A 15,014-nucleotide genomic window follows, 5' to 3' on the forward strand; every position below is an offset into this window, starting at 1 on the left:
GGCCGTCGGGACAGGAAGCCGTCGACAGGCGGCCCCACGGTGAATCGGCGACCGACGCCGACACCGGAACGGTGACGCGACCGGACGCCTCGGTGTTCGTGGCTCCCGGCTCAGCGTCCGGTCGACGAACGCTGCTTCCGGTACGCCGCGGCGGGATCGGAACCGTTCATGTAGTACCAGGGGAACTCGGTGACGCGGCCCCCGGTGGCTTGGAAGCAGTCTCGCGCGGCGGTGCTGTCCCCGGCCAGCGAGAAGGCCATGGCGAAGGTGTTGAGGACCTGGATCCACCCTCCCCGGCGGACGAAGTCCGGGTGCCGGAACGAGTGGTCGGCGGCCTCCCGCAGAGACGCCGTCACCTCGGGCCGGCGCATGTACACGGCGTCCGGTCCGTCGTCGAGGGACAGCCACTCCTCGATGTGCGCGATCGCGACGAGCTGGCCCAGCGGCGTGCCGCCAGGAGCGCTGAACGCGGATTCCCGTGCGAAGGCGTGCATCTCCTCATGCGATCCACCCCATTTGTCGCAGACCTGCTGCAACTGCTGCTGGTGCGCGCCCAGATGGTGCCGGTCGCGTCGCACCGTCGCCTCGAAACGGCGTCGCGCGGTGGTCTGGCCGACCTGGAGGCCGCGGCCGGTGATCTGGAGGCCGTACCAGGGCGAGGTCCACTGCGGCTCGCGCTCCGCCACCTCGTACAGCCACTGCTCGGCCGTGCGCAGCCGCGAGTGGAACACCTCGAACTGCTCGCGTGAGACGTCCTTCGCCCGGGCTCCGGTCCGGGCCTCCCACCCCCAGCTGATGTGGCGGATCCCCGCCACAAGCCGGGGCAGCGTCGCTTCGGGCTCGGCTTCGAGAACTCCGGCGATCCACCGCTCCACCCCCGCGGTGTCGCCGACGGCCCACAGCAGCTCTGTCCGGTCCTCGCTCTCGGGACGCGCTTCGAGCACCTCCCGTACCGTGGTCCAGTCCGCCGCCGCGGCGGCCTCCCGCACGCGCCGCACGTCGGGATCGCCGGAATCCTTCTGTACCTGCGCGACGGGCCGGCCTGCCCATTTCCCCAGCGTGAGCCCCCATTCACGGAGCAACGCCATGTCCCCACCCCTTGTTGTGTTCGAACGGGGAGGCCGATGATCACCCCCTCGTGAACGTAGTGACTATCACGCGTGACCGACAATCGCACACCCGCTCTCCCGTCCGGCGTCTGCGGCCCGCAGTCCGCCGCAGGAGTTCGCCCCCGTGCGACCGGAGCAGCAGGGCCGGCCCGGCGTGGGTCGGTCGGCGAAGGCCCTGTTGTGCGAACTGGACACCGAGCCGGCTGCTGGTGCCGCCTCCCGTACCGCCGGAGGAACTGCCGGTGAACGAGCCGGCGCTCGTGGAGCCTGCGCCGCTGGACGATCCACCACCGGTACTGCCTCCCGTGGTGCCGCCGCCCGAGCCGGTGGCGTACGAGGGCTGGGGGATGTCAACGGCTGTTGATCTACGGCCTGACACCGTGCAGCTGCCGGACGACCCTAGAGTCCGAAGACCTCCGGGGTCGCGGCCAGCGCCCTGAAGTACTCGTGCGGATGCGCCCCGCGGCCCCCGGCATTCCACGGGGTCACACGAAGACCATGCGCGTCACTGCGGTCCGGAGGACCCCGGAGATGCCCGGCACGGCGGTCGCGGTGGTCGGAGAAAGCGTTTGCCCGCAGGCGGACGGCTGACCAGGGCGTTTGCTGGTCAACCATCTCTGCGAGGGGTCTGTGGTGACGATCGTGACGAGGACCGACGGCTTCGATCCGGCTTCCCTGGAGGAAGCTGTCACCGGGGTGGCGGAAAGGACGGGGTTCTCCGGCACGGTCCGTGTCACGCGGAACGGGGATCCCGTATTCACCCGGGTGTTCGGGATGGCCTCACGCCGGTGGTCCGTACCCAACACGCACGACACGCGATTCCGCGTGGCGTCGGTGTCCAAGATGTTCACAGCAGTGGCCGTCCTGCAGCTCGTCGAGCGGAAGCAGATACGCCTGGACGACGCACTGGTGGACTTCGTGAAAGACCATGTGCCCGAGCTCGATCCGCGTGTCACGGTCCACCACGCCCTGACGATGACGGCGGGCATCGGCGACTGGTTCGAGGAGGGCAGCGACGACTGGGAGGCCGAATGGGCGGCCCTGACGTCGTCCCACCCGCTCTACCTCCTGCGGGACAACAAGGACTACCTGCCGCTGTTCGCCGGGAAGCAGCCCCACTTTCCTCCCGGGGAACGCCATCTCTACAACGGCGCCGGCTACATCCTGCTCGGCCTGCTCATCGAATCGGTGACCGGCCGCTCCTTCGAAGAGGTCATCGCGGACGACGTCTTCGCCCGCGCCGGAATGAGTGCGTCCGGGTTTCCGGCCCTGGACGACCTGGAGCCGGACATCGCGGAGGGCTACCTCGCCACCGCTGACAGCGCAACGCCGTACCGGACCAATCACTATGCGACCACCCCTCGTGCGGCTGCCGACGGAGGGGCTACGTGTACCGCCGCGGATCTGACGGCCTTCGCCCACGCACTGGGCCACGGACGGCTGCTGAACGAGGAGACCACGCGTCTGGCACTGACCCCGCAGGTCGACGAGCGTGAGGAGAAGGTCCGCGGCTACCGGTGGATGTACGGCTTCGGCCTCACCCACATCCTCGACGACGAAGGAACCGTCGTCCGCTGGGGCCACACGGGCGAGGAGGACGGGGTCAGTGCCCGTCTCTACCACTACCCGCAGCAGGACCTGGACGTCGCCGTTCTCGGCAACATCAGCTGGTGCGCCGGCGACATGGGGTGGGCCGTCCACGACGCCCTCGTCGGCAACCAGGACAGCCGCGTGCCGTAAGGACGCCGAGCAGCAGGCTCAACGGCCCGGGGGCCTGGCGGCTCCCGGGTGCGGCCCAGAGCCCGGACAACCCGCCTCCTGGGCCCGCTTTCTGCCGGGGGATGATGTGCTTCCGCGAGCGGGCCCACACGTCCCTTCTTCCCGAGAGGAACCCCATGAGTACGGACACCGATGTTCTCGTCCTGGGAGGCGCCGGCGTGGACACCATCGTGTACGTCCCCGAGTTGCCGCTTCCCTTCGCCGACAGCTACATGATCCGTCCCGGGATCGAGACGCGGGCGGGACAGACCGGGGACTTCGTCGCACTCGGGTTGAGCGCACTGGGCCTGCGCACCCATCACCTCGATGTGATCGGTGACGATCACGAAGGCGACCTGGTCCGTGCGGTTCACCGGGAGCGAGGCATCGCGTTCACCGAGGTCGTGCTGCCAGGCGGCACCAAGCGCGCGGTCAATCTCGTCAGCCCTGACGGACGGCGGCTCTCCCTGTACGACGCCAGCCGCTCACAGGAGGGCGACCGGCTTCCGGAAGCGACGGTCAGGGCATTGGCCGCGGTGAGCCGCCACGCCCATGTCTGCATCACCCACCCCTGCGCCCATGCTCTTCCCGTCCTCCGCGAGACGGGCCTGACCGTCTCGACCGACCTGCACGACTGGGACGGCGTCAACTCCTACCACGAGCCGTTCGCGTACCAGGCGGATGTCGTCTTCCTGTCCACCACGGCCTTGGCCGACCCCGAGCGAACGATGCGGCAGATCACCGAGCGGGGCCGGGCCGAAGTCGTCGTCGCGACGGCCGGGGCCGAGGGCGCGTACCTGCTTGTCGGCGGCGAGATCACCCACATTCCGGCCGTCCCGCTCCCGGCGCCGGCGGTGGATACCAACGGCGCGGGTGACGCGTTCGCGTCCGGCTTTCTCTACGGCTGGCTGTCCGGCCGGTCACCGCACGGGTGCGGTCTGTACGGCGCGGTGACCGCGGCCCACGCCTGTACCGTGCCGTCGACGAGAACCGATCCCCTCAGCCGCGGCGAACTCCACTCGCGCGTGGCGCAGTTGGAGTCCGAGACGCCGGTGCGTCCGGTGTCCGCCGACGCAGGCGGGCGTGGGTGACCAAGGGCTGAGGCGGGCCGCCGGCGGTTCACACGGGTGCCGGCGGTGTTCCTTCAGCCGGCCGCGTCGAGCAGCAGCTTCGCGGCCACCATTGCCCCGTCGGTGCGGATCGTGCCGGCCACGGCCCTCGCTCGTGCGCGGGTCTCGGGGGTCAGCGCCGTCCTGAGCGCGGCCGACAGGGACTCGAAGGTCGGAGTCGGACCATCGTGTGCCGCGCCGATGCCCAACTCGGCCACGCGGCCGGCCCAGTAGGGCTGGTCCACGAATTGGGGGACGACCACCTGGGGCGCGCCGGCCCGGGCGGCCGTCGTCGTGGTGCCCGCGCCGCCGTGGTGCACAACGGCGGCCACCCGGCCGAACAGCGCCTGATGGTTGACCTCGCCGACGACGAAGCAGTCGTCCCGGTCGTCGATCAGCGCCAGGTCGGCCCAGCCGCGCCCGACGAGTGCGCGGCGGCCCTGCGCGCGGATCGCCTCGACGGCCACCCGTGCGACGTCCGTCGAGGCCCGCATGGGCATGCTGCCGAAGCCCACGTAAACCGGTGGTGTGCCGGCGTCCAGGAACGCCACCAGCTCGGCCGGGAGCGGACGGTCGTCCGGGAGGATCCACGCGCCGGTCTGCACGATGTCGAGGTCCGCCCACTCCTGCCACGTGCACAGGCTCGGGTCAGCCGCCAGCCACGGCTGGTCGGTGAAGACGTGGTCGCGGACGTTGTCCACCGGTGGCAGACCGATCGACGCCCGGTGGCTGTTGAGCGCCTCGCCGTACAGCGCGTTCACGCGCTCGGCGTCCAGCTCCCACAGCGCCCGGTTGTCGGTCACCGCCGGTGGGAACGGCCGGCCCGGCCGCGGCGGCGGCGGGTGGTGCGGCGACGGCAGTTCGAAAGGATGGAAGCACGCGTACACGTAGCGGATGCCCAGTTTCTCGGCCACCGACCGTGCGCCGGCCGGCATCAAGCCGGTCGCCACCAGCGCGTCGCACCCCTCGGCCGCCGCGGCAAGCGTGTCGAACCGCGCGGCGACCAACTCGGCCGCGATCCGGAACGCGTCCGCCGCCGTCGGCGGCGTCACGCCGGTCACCAGCGCGCGCACCGCCGGGCCGAACGGCACCAACGGCACGCCGACAGCGGCCAGCAGCTCCGCGAACTCCTCGTCCGGCGGCGCGCACACCCTCACCTCCGCGCCGAGTTCCCGCAGTTGCACTGCTAGTCCCACCACCGGTTCGACATCCCCGCGCGACCCATACGTCGACAACACCACACGCACTTCGCCACTCCCACGTTCCGCAGATTCTGACCTCGGCCGGCGATTCTGCGGCACGGCCCGGGTCTTGCCGCAAGCCCCCCAGCGCGCTATACGTTGAGCATGGCAAGGAGTGGGTACTTCCCTTGCCATGTCGTCCGCCGCGGACGACGTCCTCCTCGCGAAGCGGCGGTACGCCGCGTACGGCGGTACGTCGGCCCAGGAGGATCTCTCTCCGTGCGTGACGGGGAACCGTGCTGGTCAGCAGTCCTTGACGAGTTGCTGTGACAGCCGTCTTCCGGTGGGCGCAGCCGGCGCACCTCCGGCATCGCGCCGTTCTCTTCGGCGCTTTCCATGACGACATCCTGGCAAGTGGCTCGCCACACAGAGCGACCGCTTCCGCGGGCGTCGGCGCCTCGCCGAGGCGTTCCGCGTAGTCGGATGCGCAAATCTCGTACGGCGGTGGGCCCTACAGGATGAAGGGGAGGCCGTCGTGGTGACGTGGCACGTCGCCGCTTCGAAGCTTGTCCGTCCACAGCGGCCATGAGGGCAAAGGGGAATACCCACTCCTTGCCACTCTCAACTTATAGCGCACGGGGGGCTTGCGGCAAGGCCCGGGCCGTGCCGCAGAATCGCTGACCGCGGCCAGAAGCTGGGGAAACAGGAGATTCGCGACGTGCGTATGTTGTTGTCGGTTTATGGATGGTGCGGTGACGTCGGGCCGGTGGTGGGACCCGCGCTGCCATTGCGGGAATTCGACGCCGGGGCGCGAGTGTGCGCGCCGCCGGACTTCGCGAGCGCGACCTCACATCGGAGCTGATGACATGAACCCACTGACCACCAGCGCTTTCGACCTTCCCGATCACCTCTCGCCCAAGGCCGACCCGACGCTGATCGCCGGAGACGAGCAGCACTTCGCGGCTATCGCGGAGAACCTCGAGCAGGCGATCGCCGAACTGTCCGACAGCCTCGATGCCGAGCGCAGAGCGCCCGGCGGCATCGGCCGGCAGGCGATGGAGGCGGGACGCGGAGATCCATCGGCTGACCGGTCGCCTGCGCGCCCTGCGTCGCTTCGGTCTGGACCTGTGCCTCGGACGCATCGTCAGCGCAGACGACCCCGAGCCCGTGTACATCGGACGACTCGGCCTCACCGACAGTGCGGGGCGCCGGCTGCTGGTCGACTGGCGTTCCCCCGCCGCTGAGCCGTTCTTCGCGGCGACCCACGCCAACCCGATGGGTCTGGCGAGCCGCCGCAGATATCGCTGGACCCGTGGCCGGATCAGCGACTACTGGGACGAAGTGTTCACCGCCGAAGGGCTTGAAGGGCACGCCGCGCTCGACGACCAGTCCGCCTTCATCGCCAGCCTCGGCAGCAACCGGTCGGCCCGGATGCGAGACGTGCTCTCCACCATCCAGGCCGACCAGGACGCCATCATCCGGGCGGGGTCCCGTGGCGCTCTCGTCGTCGACGGCGGGCCGGGTACCGGGAAGACCGTCGTCGCTCTGCACCGCTCCGCCCACCTCCTCTACTCCGACCCTCGCCTCGGTCACCGTCGGGGCGGCGTGCTGTTCGTCGGTCCGCACCGGCCTTACCTGGCCTACGTCGCCGACGTCCTCCCCAGCCTCGGAGAGGAGGGCGTGCAGACCTGCACCCTGCGGGACCTCGTCGCCGAGGGAGCCGGAGCAGCGATGGAGACCGACCCGGACGTGGCACTCCTGAAGTCGTCCGCGAACATGGTGAAGGCGATCGAGACGGCCGTCAGGTTCTACGAAGAGCCGCCCACCGAGGGGATGACGGTCACGACCTCCTGGTCCGACATCTGGGTGAGCGCCGACGACTGGGCCGAGGCGTTCGAAGCAGCAGAGCCAGGTACTCCGCACAACGAGGCGCGCGAGCAGATCCGGGAGGAGCTGGTCACGATCCTCGTGGACAAGCACAGCGGCGACGTCCCGCCCGATGTGTTCCGGAAGTCGCTGCTGCACGACAAGGAGCTGGTCGAGACCCTCAACCGCGCGTGGCCGCTGCTCGAGGCGGCCGACCTCGTCGGAGACCTGTGGTCGGTACCCGCCTACCTGCGGATGTGCGCTCCCTGGCTCAGCCCCGACGACGTGCGGAAGCTGCAGCGCGAGGACGCGCAGGCATGGACGGTGTCCGACCTGCCGCTCCTGGACGCGGCACGGCAGCGGCTCGGCGACCCGGAGGCGGGGCGTCGCAAGCGTCGGCACGAGGCCGCTGTCGCCGCCGAACGCGCGCGCATGGCCGATGTCATCGACAACGTGCTCGCGGCCGATGACGACGGTGAGGGTGCGGTGACGATGCTGCGCGGACGGGACCTGCAGGACAGCCTGATCGACGAAGGCACGCCGGCCGGCGCTGAACCGGACCTGCTCGCCGGCCCGTTCGCGCACGTCGTCGTGGACGAGGCTCAGGAACTGACCGACGCCGAGTGGCAGATGCTGCTGCTCCGCTGCCCGTCTCGGAGCTTCACCATCGGCGGGGACCGTGCCCAGGCCAGGCACGGGTTCACGGAGTCGTGGCAGGAACGGCTCGAACGGATCGGCCTCGACCGGATCGACGTGGCCTCCCTGAGCATCAACTACCGGACGCCGGAGGAAATCATGGCGCAAGCCGAGCCGGTCATCCGGGCCGTGCTCCCGGACGCCAATGTGCCGACCTCCATCCGCAGCAGCGGCGTCCCCGTCGTACACGGATCTGTTGCGGATCTGGACTCGATCCTCGACAGCTGGCTCGCTGCGCATGCCGACGGGATCGCCTGCGTCATCGGCGATCCCACGTTCCGGGCGACGCCCCGCGTCCAGTCGCTGACTCCGGAGCTGTCGAAGGGCCTCGAGTTCGACCTGGTCGTCCTCATCGACCCGGAGACGTTCGGCAAGGGGATCGAAGGAGCTGTCGACCGCTATGTCGCGATGACGCGGGCGACGCAGCAACTCGTCGTCCTCACGAACTCGTGACACCGGCCGGGACGACGTGACCACTGTCCGACGACCACGAGGACCGCCACTCGGGTCCCGGCATGGACGGACTTGCGCCGTTGACATGGAGCGCGCTCCAAGACCTAGTCTTCTGAGTCAGGAATTTTGTTCAGATGTATAGGCTTGTCTCATGGCTCGGACCGGGCGGCCGAAGGCCGAGTTAAGACTGTCGGATGAGGAACGGGCTGCACTCGAGGGGTGGGTGCGGCGTCGTTCCACGCCGCAGGCGTGGGCCTTGCGGTGCCGGATCATCCTGGCTTGCGCCGAGAGTGCCTCGAACAAGGATGTGGCGGCCCGGCTCGGTTCCACACCTCATGACAGCCCGTGCGCCTAGGCGGCGGCCTCGGTGCCCTTGAGTCGCTTGACCAGGTACTTCATCTGCGCCTGCGGACTTCGGGATCGGGCGGGTGAACGCGCCCTCCACCGCCTTGTCCAGGCTGTCCCCGAGCTTGTCCATCGGCTCCTACTCCCGGTCGTCGGCGGCCTTGCCGTCGTCCTTGTCTGGGTGCCCTCGTGCTTGACCATCCCGGGGCTCACCCCGAGCCGGAATCCGCCGGGCACCTGCTTGCCGTCCGGCGTGCGCGGCAGGAAGTCCAGCGGGCTGGGTCCGTCGGACGGGTAGACGACGCAGTCCGTGCCGATCGCGACCGGGTACAGGTCGGCGGCCGCCGCGACCTTCATCATGGTCATCCACACCACGGCCTGGTTGCATCATGCTAGGTACTCAGCTTGATCGGTCGATCAAGTCCTGTACTTCGTCCGGCAGTTTGCCGTCAGTTCTCACGGCGAGGAGCTTGAGGTCGTCGGGGGCCGAACCGGCTGCGATAGCGATGTCGGTGTCCAACCCCTTGACCTGGTAGGCCGTTATGGTTCCACTGTCGGAAACTGTCCCGCCTGTGTCGGCACACAACTCTAGGCGTGCCGTGCCCACTTTCGAGCCGGCGGTGAAGTCCACGGACCCCGCCTCAAGATAGCTCTGCCCCTTGAACGTCACGGCAAAGACACAGGACCCGCTCCCCTCGCCTTCAGTAGAGGACGAGGAGAGGCAGCCCGTCATGAAAGCGAGCGGGAACGTCATCGCGCAGGCTGTGACGGCACTCCGGATCCGTGTCCTTCGAGTCCTTACCATGGAGATCCCCTCGTCAGTACTTCTTGCGCAGCCCGAGTACATCCCCGTATCCGAGAGTACGCGCCTCTTCGCTGCAGAGGAACGATGAGGGGTACATGGTCAGTTCCGCATGGGTGATGTCGACCGGAACGTGGCCCAGACCGAAGACGTGTCCAGCCTCATGCGTGCCGACCGACCTGACGTCGTACTCGGCGAGGCAACCAACGGTGACGTCGTTGGTGAAGTCGAAATCGGTGGTGTTGAACCGAACGTCAGCCTCGAACAGGTCGTAGGTGACCGCCCAGTAAAAAGAGCAAGCGATTGCCACGGTGGTGCTGGGAAGGTCCCCTGCGTCCCAGGTGCTGCGATCATCGTACGCGGTACAGTTACCGGAACTGTCTATGTCTGCCTCATAGGTCGTAGTGCCCTGGTAGCTGGCCGAGGCGCCTACCTCGTCAGCGAGACCGCAGTCGTTGTAACTCCCCGTGATGTTGTTGATCGCGTCGGCGAACGAGGTGGCCGCTTGGCTCTGCGACATTCCTGCAGGCATGCCACCGTCCCCGACATACCAGTTGTACGTGCCCCACTCCGTCCACGACTCTGTGGAGTTTGCAGTGTCCGTACAGGCGGACAGGGCGGACGCGGACGTACCGGTGGTACCGGATTCGTCCGACGGAGTGCCTGTAGCGCCGGAATCCTTGCCGTAGGTGATGGTGCCGTCGGCTGCAACTGCAACCTGGAGCTCAGGCGTCTCGCCTGTGGTCGAAATGGCCGCCACGGAGACGCCCGTACCGGGCTCCGGGATGGCAACACCGACTCCGTCGGCCCTGAGGATCCGCCCGACAAGGCCGCACTTCGTCGCTGACGTCCCTTCCGGTACGTCGGTGACACTCAACTCCCGCGCCGTGGGGCATTCGGTGGCCATCTTGGTGTCAGCAGCAACCGCGTTTGTCGTGACGAACGCGAGTGCCAGCGCGAGGGTTGAGCTCGCCAGGAGGCGGGTTCTGCGCCGGGAGTGGGACTTCAATCTGGACACTGTCTCACTTGCATGCGTTATTCGCACACAACCCTCCCTTGTCGCCCATTCGTTCGAATGGCGAGGTGAAGGTAACACCCGTTCCTGAGACGCTGGTAGGGGCGAGGGGACGGCAAGTGTCTATGTGATGCTCTCCTTGGGTGCCAACCCCGGCTATCAGGGCTGCTGCAAACCTCAGTTGGTCAGGTGAACATCCCTGCCACGGCGTGAGAACGATGCTCACGAAGGCCGCTACGAAACGCATCGTCGATCCCAGGGCCTGCTCGCACGGAAGGACCCGACAACCACCAAGCGGGCTCGGCCTACGACAGGCTGTATGAGCGCCACCTGGCGTCGGACGATGTGGTCGTGCCCCCGGCGCCCCGCATCGTGGCCTACGTCGAAGCTCTCGTCGAGCAGTACCCGGACGACGTTGACCGCAGTGTCGTATGGGCGTCGTCACCGGTCATCGACGAGGCATCGGTCCGATCGTGTACCTGCCCATGTCCTATGGCAAGGCTGAGGAAGTGTCCGAGTGCGCCGCCTCGCTGGCTCGCGAGCATGGTCTCGTGCCACCAAGGGCCTGACCTGGGTCGCCCAACTCGACGCGGGATCCGGATGGCCGCCATAACGTGATCGAACGCCGGGGCGTCTCCGGCTTCGCCCGGTGTGAGCACGAAGCACAACGGGCGACATCGGCTGACGCCTTCGGCCGCACCGCCACCCAGGCGAGCGGCACCGCGATCGAGTACTTCGCCAACGACATGGTCCGTCGTCAAACTGCCGGTGCCCAGCGTCAGACCTGGGACCTGGACGCCACAGGGCGCCTCGCCTCCTGGACCAGCGACACCGTGCTCCAACTCACCAACACCCACGGCGACGTGAACGTCCAGCTCCCGCTGGACACCACCAAGAGCCCGACCGTCCTTCGCCACGACGAGTACGGCAGCCCGGTGACCGGCACCTGGCCCGCAGGGCCGGCGTGCCCGTGGTCTTCGTCGATCCGGCCTACACCTCGCAGCCATGCTCCGAGTGCGGCCACATCGACAGAAAGAACCGGGCAAGCCAGGCCCTCTTCACCTGCCGGAACTGCGGGGTCGTTGCCCACGCGGACCGGAACGCCTCCCACAACATCGCCCGTAAGGGCGAGGCCGTGTGGACTGCGGGCGTGAGTCACGCGTCCCTGCCACCCAGATAGGGGTGCCTGGACGGAGGAGCCCACCCAGCAGCCAGTTGGGCGCTACCTCCAAGCCCGGTCCTGTGGGGGCCGGGTCATGTTGACACCTCGGTCTGCTCGTCATCGCCCTGGTCCCGGTTCTCCGTGGTCTTCTGCGCGGACGGGCGCAAGAGGTGTTCTCCGGCGAGTTGGACCGCTTCGCGCCTGGTGTACCCGGGGTGGTCCGCGACGATGAAGTGGCGGCCGATGGCGAGCGCGAACGTCAGGATGCTGCGCGCCTCGATCTCGTCGGGGTCGGTGAGGAAGGCGCCGAACATCTTCCGCAGGAACTCCATGCGTTCGTTGTCGATGCGCCGCAGGCGTTTCGCTACGGACGGGTCGTGGCGGGCCCAGACCCGGACCGCGAGATCGATCCGGTGGAGGTCTTCCGAGAAGGTCAGTTGACCGGCGCGCCGGATCCTCTCGGCGGCGTCCCCGCCCTCGGCGTCGACCTGGGCGATGACCTCTCCGGTGCAGCGGCGTTCCCACTCGTCGAGCATCTCCGTGAGCAACGCGGGACGGCCGTCGAAGTACCCGTAGAAGCCGCCCTTCGTCACGCCCAGTTCGGCGGCGAGCGTCTCGACACGGACCGCGTCGGGTCCTCCACGGGCGAGTGCTGCGAGGCCCGCCTCGATCCAGCGGCCTCGTGGTGTGCGGGCCACGGCAGTGGGCCACCTCCATTGATCGCGTCGGAGTTGTACGTTACCGTACACACGGAAACTGTACGGTGCCGTATAAACGAGAGGCCCGCCTGTGCCACGACTCGCAGAGACCGCCTACACCGAGCAGCCGTGGCGCACTCACGAACTCACGGAAGACTTCTCCGTCGAGGACGTGTGGTCGTTCCGCACTCCCGGAGCCGGGCCCGACGACTTCCCGGCGATGCTGGCAGCGATGCGAGCGGCCGGCGGACCCGCGAAGCAGCCCTGGCCGGTGAGGCTCTTGTTCGCCGTTCGGTGGAAGCTCGGCGCTGTCCTCGGCTGGGATCGGCCATCGGCGGGCGTCGGTGAGCGGGTCGCCTCGCTCCGTGACCGCCTGCCCGGCGACCTCCGCGACGCCCCGCGCGGACCGGACGACGAGGGCATGCCCCTCACAGCGGTCTACGAGCTCGGCAGGGAATCCGCTCGGGAGCTGGCGAACAAGACCGTGCACACCGTGATGCATCTCGGCTGGGTCCAAGGAGCGAACGGCGATTACGAACTGCGGATGGCCGTCCTCGTCAAACCCAACGGACGGTTCGGGCGGCTCTACATGGCCGCCATCGCGCCTTTCCGGCACCTCATCGTGTACCCGTCCCTGACGCGGCAATGGGAACGAGCCTGGCGCGATCGCAACGATGTGAAGGCGACGTACGACGACGGGAGGTCGCGGTGAACTCCAGGAAGCGACTGCTCCGCTGGGCGAGCGGGATCATGCTCGTGTTGGGAGCGGGGCACCTGTCCCTGCTGGCGCTCGTCGCCCGGGAGGACGTCACCGGCTGGGCGGATCGGGGGATATGGGCAGCCGTCCCGCTCGACCTCTCGGGCGGGGGCGCCGATCAGACGGTGCAGTCACTCCAGAACGAGGTCGCCTTCTGGGCCGGCCCCGGGAGCTTCGCCGTGCCTCTGATTCTCTTGGGGTGCCTGATATGGCACCTCGCCGGACGCGGTGTGAGGGTGCCGGCCGGAATCGGCTGGGGCCTCGCGACGTGGTGTGCGGTGGGCGGCGTCCTCCTCGTGCCGTCCCCGTACTTCGCAGGGACCGTCGCCGGTGCGCTCATCGTCCTGGCGGCACGGAGGGAAGCCCGGTCGGAGGCGGCCCGGGACCAGGAGGCAGCCCAGGCCTGATCCGTGCGACTCCGCGTCCCGGACTACAGGCTTTGCATGATCATGCGAGATGGTGCATAATCTTCCTATGTCCAAGGTCCTCACCTCCCTGCCCGCCGGCGAGCGCGTCGGCATCGCCTTCTCGGGCGGCCTCGACACCTCGGTCGCGGTCGCGTGGATGCGCGACAAGGGCGCCGTCCCGTGCACCTACACCGCCGACATCGGCCAGTACGACGAGCCCGACATCGCCTCGGTGCCCGGCCGTGCGAAGACCTACGGCGCCGAGATCGCGCGCCTTGTCGACTGCCGCGCCGCGCTGGTCGAGGAGGGCCTGGCCGCACTCACCTGCGGGGCGTTCCACATCCGCTCGGGCGGGCGCGCCTACTTCAACACCACGCCGCTCGGCCGCGCCGTCACGGGCACCCTCCTGGTCCGGGCGATGCTCGAGGACGACGTACAGATCTGGGGCGACGGCTCGACCTTCAAGGGCAACGACATCGAGCGGTTCTACCGCTACGGACTGCTCGCCAATCCGAACCTGCGGATCTACAAGCCCTGGCTCGACGCGGACTTCGTGACCGAGCTCGGCGGCCGCAAGGAAATGTCGGAGTGGCTTCTCGCCCACGACCTGCCCTACCGCGACAGCACGGAGAAGGCGTACTCCACCGACGCCAACATCTGGGGCGCCACCCACGAGGCCAAGACCCTGGAGCACCTGGACACCGGCGTGGAGACCGTGGAGCCCATCATGGGCGTGCGGTTCTGGGACCCCTCGGTCGAGATCGCCACCGAGGACGTGACCATCGGCTTCGAGCAGGGCCGCCCGGTGACGATCAACGGCGAGAGCTTCGCCTCCCCTGTCGACCTGGTGACGGAGGCGAACGCCATCGGCGGCCGGCACGGCATGGGCATGTCGGACCAGATCGAGAACCGGATCATCGAGGCCAAGAGCCGCGGCATCTACGAGGCGCCCGGCATGGCCCTGCTGCACGCGGCGTACGAGCGCCTGGTCAACGCCATCCACAACGAGGACACCCTCGCCCAGTACCACAACGAGGGACGGCGCCTCGGCCGGCTGATGTACGAGGGCCGCTGGCTGGACCCGCAGGCGCTGATGGTCCGCGAGTCGCTGCAGCGCTGGGTCGGCGCTGCGGTCACCGGCGAGGTGACGCTGCGGCTGCGGCGCGGTGAGGACTACTCGATCCTCGACACCACGGGCCCGGCGTTCAGCTACCACCCGGACAAGCTGTCCATGGAGCGCACCGAGGACTCGGCGTTCGGACCGGTGGACCGGATCGGCCAGCTCACCATGCGCAACCTCGACATCGCCGACTCGCGCGCCAAGCTGGAGCAGTACGCCGGGATCGGCCTGATCGGCACCGCCCATCCCGCGATCGGCGCAGCCCAGGCGGCCGCGACCGGGCTGATCGGCACCCTGACGGAGGGCGGCGCGGAGGCCATCGCCTCCCGCGGAGAGGTCTCCGCCGAAGACGAGCTGCTGGACCGCGCCGCGATGGAGTCCGGCACTGACTGACCGAGACGTATGCACCACCCAAAAGGCCGGTTCGACGCCGTTGGCGCCGAACCGGCCTTTTGGGTATCCGGGCCCGAGGCGGCGGCCCCGACCCGAGCTCCGGCTCCGCGGGCTCGGTCAACGGAGCCGGACGGTCACGGCCG

The 15,014-nt window shown here is 68.7% G+C and carries 11 protein-coding genes and 3 pseudogenes; 7 read left to right on the forward strand and 7 right to left on the reverse strand.

Features of this window, described 5'->3' with window-relative positions; genetic code table 11:
* Positions 1-110: 110 nt before the first annotated feature.
* Positions 111-1,088 (reverse strand): hypothetical protein, encoded by a 978-nt coding sequence (locus QFZ82_RS36760; protein WP_307717253.1) that lies wholly within the window; start codon positions 1,086-1,088, stop codon positions 111-113.
* A 663-nt stretch (positions 1,089-1,751) separates the two neighbouring features.
* Between QFZ82_RS36760 and QFZ82_RS36765 the strand changes: the two genes are divergently transcribed.
* Positions 1,752-2,849 carry a serine hydrolase gene (locus QFZ82_RS36765; protein ID WP_307717254.1) on the forward strand — a complete coding sequence of 366 codons (1,098 nt, stop codon included), beginning with the start codon at positions 1,752-1,754 and terminating at the stop codon, positions 2,847-2,849.
* A gap of 155 nt (positions 2,850-3,004) precedes the next feature.
* A complete protein-coding gene (locus tag QFZ82_RS36770; protein WP_307717255.1) occupies positions 3,005-3,958 on the forward strand; it encodes an adenosine kinase in 954 nt (317 codons plus the stop codon).
* A gap of 53 nt (positions 3,959-4,011) precedes the next feature.
* Here QFZ82_RS36770 and QFZ82_RS36775 read toward each other — a convergent pair whose 3' ends face one another.
* Entirely contained in the window at positions 4,012-5,223 is a 1,212-nt protein-coding gene (locus QFZ82_RS36775; RefSeq protein WP_307717256.1) for a glycosyltransferase, read from the reverse strand.
* 800 nt (positions 5,224-6,023) lie between these two features.
* Here QFZ82_RS36775 and helR point away from each other — a divergent pair.
* Positions 6,024-8,172: pseudogene (helR, locus tag QFZ82_RS36780) on the forward strand (RNA polymerase recycling motor ATPase HelR).
* Between the two features lie 354 nt (positions 8,173-8,526).
* On the opposite strand, the pseudogene QFZ82_RS36790 reads toward helR, so the two are convergent.
* The 4 genes and pseudogenes from QFZ82_RS36790 to QFZ82_RS36805 all read right to left on the reverse strand — a co-directional run.
* Positions 8,527-8,650 (reverse strand): annotated as a pseudogene (locus QFZ82_RS36790) (XRE family transcriptional regulator); the annotation flags it as partial.
* Between the two features lie 41 nt (positions 8,651-8,691).
* Positions 8,692-8,877, reverse strand: a pseudogene (locus QFZ82_RS36795) (transcriptional regulator); the annotation flags it as partial.
* Positions 8,878-8,917: 40 nt separating this feature from the next.
* Positions 8,918-9,271, reverse strand: coding sequence for a DUF6281 family protein (locus QFZ82_RS36800; RefSeq protein WP_307717257.1), 354 nt, complete (start codon positions 9,269-9,271; stop codon positions 8,918-8,920).
* A 64-nt stretch (positions 9,272-9,335) separates the two neighbouring features.
* Positions 9,336-10,337, reverse strand: a complete 1,002-nt coding sequence (locus QFZ82_RS36805) for a peptidase M10 (RefSeq protein ID WP_373429462.1) — start codon at positions 10,335-10,337, stop codon at positions 9,336-9,338.
* A 967-nt stretch (positions 10,338-11,304) separates the two neighbouring features.
* Here QFZ82_RS36805 and QFZ82_RS36815 point away from each other — a divergent pair.
* The gene (locus QFZ82_RS36815; protein WP_373429375.1) at positions 11,305-11,514 is read left to right on the forward strand and encodes a zinc ribbon domain-containing protein; all 210 of its coding nucleotides are present in this window, start codon (positions 11,305-11,307) and stop codon (positions 11,512-11,514) included.
* 74 nt (positions 11,515-11,588) lie between these two features.
* On the opposite strand, the gene QFZ82_RS36820 is transcribed toward QFZ82_RS36815, so the two are convergent.
* Entirely contained in the window at positions 11,589-12,194 is a 606-nt protein-coding gene (locus tag QFZ82_RS36820; RefSeq protein WP_307717259.1) for a TetR/AcrR family transcriptional regulator, read from the reverse strand.
* Between the two features lie 91 nt (positions 12,195-12,285).
* Here QFZ82_RS36820 and QFZ82_RS36825 point away from each other — a divergent pair, with 91 nt between their 5' ends.
* From QFZ82_RS36825 to argG, 3 genes are all read left to right on the forward strand, one after another.
* Entirely contained in the window at positions 12,286-12,906 is a 621-nt protein-coding gene (locus QFZ82_RS36825) for a DUF2867 domain-containing protein (protein ID WP_307717260.1), read from the forward strand.
* Positions 12,903-13,358 carry a DUF6463 family protein gene (locus QFZ82_RS36830; protein WP_307717261.1) on the forward strand — a complete coding sequence of 152 codons (456 nt, stop codon included), beginning with the start codon at positions 12,903-12,905 and terminating at the stop codon, positions 13,356-13,358. Before QFZ82_RS36825 ends, QFZ82_RS36830 begins: the two co-directional genes overlap by 4 nt.
* A 67-nt stretch (positions 13,359-13,425) precedes the next feature.
* Positions 13,426-14,871 carry an argininosuccinate synthase gene (gene argG / locus QFZ82_RS36835; RefSeq protein ID WP_307717262.1) on the forward strand — a complete coding sequence of 482 codons (1,446 nt, stop codon included), beginning with the start codon at positions 13,426-13,428 and terminating at the stop codon, positions 14,869-14,871.
* Positions 14,872-15,014 lie beyond the last annotated feature (143 nt).

This window comes from Streptomyces sp. V4I23 (assembly GCF_030817975.1).
Taxonomy (GTDB): domain Bacteria; phylum Actinomycetota; class Actinomycetes; order Streptomycetales; family Streptomycetaceae; genus Streptomyces.

Excerpts from the sequence above, each read along its gene's own strand:
- QFZ82_RS36770 (WP_307717255.1), top strand. The coding sequence starts at position 3,005 with ATGAGTACGGACACCGATGTTCTCGTCCTGGGAGGCGCCGGCGTGGAC.
- QFZ82_RS36760 (WP_307717253.1), bottom strand. The coding sequence starts at position 1,088 with ATGGCGTTGCTCCGTGAATGGGGGCTCACGCTGGGGAAATGGGCAGGC.
- QFZ82_RS36800 (WP_307717257.1), bottom strand. The coding sequence starts at position 9,271 with ATGACGTTCCCGCTCGCTTTCATGACGGGCTGCCTCTCCTCGTCCTCT.
- argG (WP_307717262.1), top strand. The coding sequence starts at position 13,426 with ATGTCCAAGGTCCTCACCTCCCTGCCCGCCGGCGAGCGCGTCGGCATC.